Annotated in this window: 5 protein-coding genes; 2 read left to right on the forward strand and 3 right to left on the reverse strand. The window is 65.6% G+C overall.

Annotation, left to right across the window (positions count from 1 at the left end; all coding sequences use genetic code 11):
• Positions 1–144 precede the first annotated feature (144 nt).
• Together MKK75_RS30435 and MKK75_RS30440 are read left to right on the forward strand one after the other, a co-directional pair.
• Complete coding sequence (locus tag MKK75_RS30435) at positions 145–642, forward strand: hypothetical protein (RefSeq protein WP_409567633.1); 498 nt, start codon at positions 145–147, stop codon at positions 640–642.
• Positions 643–1,962: 1,320 nt separating this feature from the next.
• Complete coding sequence (locus MKK75_RS30440; protein ID WP_244046221.1) at positions 1,963–2,502, forward strand: hypothetical protein; 540 nt, start codon at positions 1,963–1,965, stop codon at positions 2,500–2,502.
• Positions 2,503–2,997: 495 nt separating this feature from the next.
• Here MKK75_RS30440 and MKK75_RS30445 read toward each other — a convergent pair whose 3' ends face one another.
• The 3 genes from MKK75_RS30445 to MKK75_RS30455 all read right to left on the reverse strand — a co-directional run.
• Positions 2,998–3,174 (reverse strand): hypothetical protein, encoded by a 177-nt coding sequence (locus MKK75_RS30445; RefSeq protein WP_244046222.1) that lies wholly within the window; start codon positions 3,172–3,174, stop codon positions 2,998–3,000.
• Positions 3,175–3,473: 299 nt separating this feature from the next.
• The gene (locus tag MKK75_RS30450; RefSeq protein ID WP_244046223.1) at positions 3,474–4,004 is read right to left on the reverse strand and encodes a hypothetical protein; all 531 of its coding nucleotides are present in this window, start codon (positions 4,002–4,004) and stop codon (positions 3,474–3,476) included.
• A 344-nt stretch (positions 4,005–4,348) separates the two neighbouring features.
• Positions 4,349–4,529 (reverse strand): hypothetical protein (locus tag MKK75_RS30455; protein ID WP_244046224.1); only part of this gene is annotated, 181 nt, incomplete at its 5' end.

Here is a 4,529-nt window from a genome sequence, read left to right on the forward strand (position 1 = left end):
ACACTGTCCACAAATGGACCCCGATCGGCACAGAACCCGAACGACTCAGCAACTGCCACACCTCAAACAGGGGAAGCGGCCAAAAACGCATCAGGAAGCCCCAGGAGGCCCGGCGTCGGCTCCCGCCCGCGCACGGATGCCTCGATGGAGCGCCGTCGCCGCTGGGCGGCCTCTGGCCGCCTCCCGCCGGGCATCGCGGCCCGGTTCACGCAGGCAGAGGTCGCCGTTCTGGCCTTGGTTGCAGCCGAGGTAGCCCGTCGCGGTGACTGCCGGCTGGCGATAGACAATCTGGCGGCCGTGACCGGCGTGTCCCGCACGACCGTGAAGAACGCCATCCGGGAGGCCGTGCGGCTCGGCCTGCTCACCGTTGAGGAGCGGCAGATCACGGGCTGGCGCAACGACACCAACGTGATCCGCATCGTGAGCAGGGAATGGACCGCCTGGCTGCGGTTGGCGCGGCGCACCCTTCCTTCGAGCATAGGGGTCAAATCCGCGACCACCACGAATACTCAGGTTCTAGATCTGGGAGAATCGGGGAAAACGGAGCAGAAGAAGGGCTGCCGAGGGACAGCAGTCGACCCCGGCCGATCAGACCGGGCGAGAATCCGCGTGGGTGGTGGAGGCGACCGAGCCATGCAGTGAGGGTCTACGGACGGACGGTTTGACGAACGGCGGTGTGATCTAGGCGAAGTTTGTCGGCTATCGCGCGACGCTACGCCTCAAACTATTTGAGCGTCCTGCATCATCAGTGTGAACCAGAACGATTTTAACCGTGTTCCGCTCGCAGCGATTCTAGATCATCTCGGCCTTGAACTGTTTCTCGCCCGAACCAGTTCTGAGAGGATGTTACAGCGTGGTCCCATCTTTGTCGGCGACCTGAAGCCCCTCGGCGCGGCCCGGCCTCTCACGGTCGTTAGGCCTAGTAGCCGCCTGTCGTCTTGGGCCACGATCTCGATTTCCTGCCTCTCCACCCTCACGGTGCTTGCCGTGGGTGGAGCTTGGCTTGTTCCCCACAGCGACTGGACTTCAACGACGTCTACTCGGCCCCCAGCGCCAACGGCGTCACCACCTCCATCTACCTTCCCATCTTGGATAGAAGTCCCGCATCTGACAGGGCCTCTGTCTCACGCGGACGATCCCGACACCTTTTCTCTCGCCGACGGACCCCGCACTTTCCTAGATCCGAACCCTACGGACACATCAGAGCAGACAGCCTTTCTGCCGCCGCGTGCCAACCCGCGTTTTCCGCTGATCGGGCGCGCGCCTCTTGATGCGGCGCACCTGACGCTTGAGCAGCCGCCCGTCTGGAACGAACGCCCTGATCGCAGGGACGTCGTGACAACAGAGCCGCCGTCCGCGGTCGCGACACTCGAACCGCAGGTACAGCTACTGCCGCAGGCCCAAGCTGAGACGAGGACAATACGGGTCCTGTCCGCGGATCCAGCTCCAACTGCAATCTTGCCACCCAGATCAGTTCAGGCCCGAGTCCCGACCGAGGCCGTCGTTCGCGCTGCACAGTCAGCCGTTGGCGCACCTTCGTCTGAGCGCGTGGCGACGCTCAGCCCTGATCCTATGGAGCTGGCGGCGGATCGAATGGGCCCGATCACGCTGCTCCGCGACGCCCAGGGCGTGGTCGCGCCGATTTTGAACCCAGGTCCCGCGAGGCACGCTCGATCGCTCAGAAGGCCACGACCGGCCACCACGATCCCCCGTGCCCGGGTACCCTACCGCGATGCCGACAAGGCAACGGGTATCCTCAGCCTGCCGACGTCAGCTCGGACGTGGGTCAATGCTGGCGCAGTCGCCCACGCCTCTCTGCACCGGTCGAGAACCGATCGTTCAGCTGCTTCATCACCATCCCCTGCGCCGTCCTCACCTTGGACGATGCCATTAGCCCTCGCGCCGACGGACTAGCTCGATGCCGCGGCTCCGAGTTCACCCCTGCGAAGAAGGAGAGCCGTGATGTTCATACGTTCGATCTGCTGCGCCACCCTCATTTCTGCCCTGGCCGGTCCCGCACTGGCCCAGGATACCCCCGCCGCGCCGGATACCTCGGCGGCCACGTGGCAGATGCCGTGGCAGATCGCACCGATCGGGCCTGCGTCAGCCGCGGCCGGCGAGCAGACCATCCTGTCGATGGTGCCAGGCACCGGCTTGGTGAAGGGCACCTCTGCGGCCCTGCAGAGCATCGGGCAGCCTCTGACGGAGGTTCCGGGCCGCAACCGCACGGTGGATACCTGTCGTGCCACCGTGATGAGTGAGGCGACCAAGGCCGGCATGAAGCAGGTCGAGGCGGTCTCGGCGGGGGCGGACAGGACCGACAAGAAGGGCGACTACTTCGCGCCGGTGCTGTTCCGGATCACCTACGAGCGGCCGATGATGTACGAGGTGCGCGAGGCGGCGATGATCTGCGTCGTGAGCCGCAAGGGTGCGATCGTCGACGCTTACATGCCGGCTGACGAGTCGGTGGTTACGCAGTGGACGGCCCTCGATCGCCGATAAGCCGATTGCGTCCATCCCGGGACAGCTTCCGGTCGACGTCGGTGACAGCCGCCTAACTGAGCATAGGCATAATGCTGTTGGGCCACGTCGCGTATCGGCCCACCGCTGGTGAGATCGGACGCTCCCCCGCCCCGTGAGCAGATCGGGGTGGGGCCGAGCGGCCGTCAGGAAAGCGCCTGAGGATGCGGTGATGGCGTGCCGTTGTACCCTTTGGATGAGAGGGGGCAGCCGGTGTGCGTCCGGCGGTGCTGCAGTATCAGATGGCCTGAGGCGGTGTAGGACCCAGCGATCATCACTTGGCCATGGCAGGCCGGACAGCGTTTCGGTGCCACCCTGTACACACCGCGTGCTTCCGTGAGGGTGGCGGGGCGCCACGCCCCATCCACCTTCACCTCGCAGGTACGCTGGTCTTTGGCGGCCATAGAGCTTCGGCTATTCCAGGCGTGCTCGGATAGGGCAGTTCATCGTTTGCAGGGCCCGTGGGTCAAGGCCGGGTCAGTGCTCCGTGCCTTCCATGTTCGGCCGCGGCTCGCCCCCGTGCTGCTTAATCAAGTTCGAACGCTCTGGATCGCCCTTCGAGTTGGCGACCTGCTTCCGGGCTGCAGCCGCCAGGAACCACACGCCGGCGAGGGTGCCCAGCGCCAGGAAGAGAAGGGGGATGCCGTCGCTCATGTTGCGCCTCCGCGTGGATGCGCCGTCAGCGAACCGTGCCGCCCGCACCTCTGTGGAAGCCAACGACCCAGAGGATGGTGAGTTGCCGCGTATCAAGCATACCGCGGATCACGCCCGGGTCGGCCGAGATCCGACACGGTGGCAACAGTGTTCTCGGCGGGAGAACCGTCGGGATATTGCCACCTCCGTGCGCTTGCACGGCTATCTCGCCCCGCTCCTGTGCGACGGCGTACTTATCCGCCAGACGGCGCTTGGCGTGCCTCGATCTCGGCAGCGCCTGCTTGGGCTCGGTGGGTTGCTTAGCTGTCTAGGCCGAGCCCGTGGATCAGGGCGCCGATTGGGTCGAACCGATCAGCGGTTTGAGCAGGCGCATCGGGTGCGGAGACCTGCTCCTTGACGGTAGGCGTTCTCGGCGCAGTACTGGTCAGAGAGGCTTGGTGCACACGGATCCTGCGCTGCGCCACCTTGTGACGCCGGGGGGCCTCTGACTTCCGCAGCTGCTCCACGGATACGTGGGCCTCTTGCGCGTCCGGTTGGGATGCCACGGTTTCAGCCACCATCACGACGGTTGGCTGTGGCGCCTGGGTCGGCGCGACCTCTGCCGCCTGCGCGGTTGTGATCACGGCGTTCGACACGGCACTGGCCGCGTTGGCTCGCGCAGGGGGATCAATCCAAGCCATCGTGCTGGCAGGCACTTCCGCGCTCACGATAGGCGCACGCACGTGCCGCGGCAGATCTTCGTAGTTGCCGGGGTGCAGGATGTGCGCAGCGGCCACGAGGCCGAAAGCAGCAACCGCAGCCGTAGCGAGGGTGGACTTGTAGTGTTCCATGGCCGGTGAACGAACGGCTTAGCTTATGGTTCCGCTTCGAACACTGCCGCGGAGTGTAGCCGGGCCTTGATGCACCAGGACCACACCCGCTACAGCGGTATCTTCCCCCTGCTGATGCGCCCGAGGTGATCGCGACCCACACGGTGCTGTTGCAGGCGGCGACACGCGACGACAGGCGCATCCGGTCCAGTTCACCGGGTCTCGCCCGTGACGCCTTGGCCGGGCGGTCTCGTGAGGGTCGGCGCGGTGCGGCGGAACTGGAGACCGCGAGCGCCGGCCCACGGCCCGGATCTCCTCATGAACGGCAGCACTGTCCGCCCTCTCACCTATCCTGGCGGATGAGCTTACACCGTTCCTCTGATGGACGGGCGCTTCAGCGCCTCGATGCCCCTGCTCCAGCCTGCTTCCGCATCAGGGTTGCGCGGTTCGCGTCCGCGCGGGGCGTGACCATCGACGACACACACCAGCAGCGTCAGGGCAAGCCAGACCCGCGCACGCATGAACGCAACCCTTCGTACACAACGA

The organism is Methylobacterium sp. J-030, assembly GCF_022829545.1.
In the GTDB taxonomy this organism is placed as follows: Bacteria; Pseudomonadota; Alphaproteobacteria; order Rhizobiales; family Beijerinckiaceae; genus Methylobacterium.

Bases quoted from the DNA above. Each gene is read 5' to 3' on its own strand.
- MKK75_RS30435 (WP_409567633.1), top strand. From the start codon at position 145: ATGGAGCGCCGTCGCCGCTGGGCGGCCTCTGGCCGCCTCCCGCCGGGC.
- MKK75_RS30440 (WP_244046221.1), top strand. From the start codon at position 1,963: ATGTTCATACGTTCGATCTGCTGCGCCACCCTCATTTCTGCCCTGGCC.
- MKK75_RS30445 (WP_244046222.1), bottom strand. From the start codon at position 3,174: ATGAGCGACGGCATCCCCCTTCTCTTCCTGGCGCTGGGCACCCTCGCC.
- MKK75_RS30450 (WP_244046223.1), bottom strand. From the start codon at position 4,004: ATGGAACACTACAAGTCCACCCTCGCTACGGCTGCGGTTGCTGCTTTC.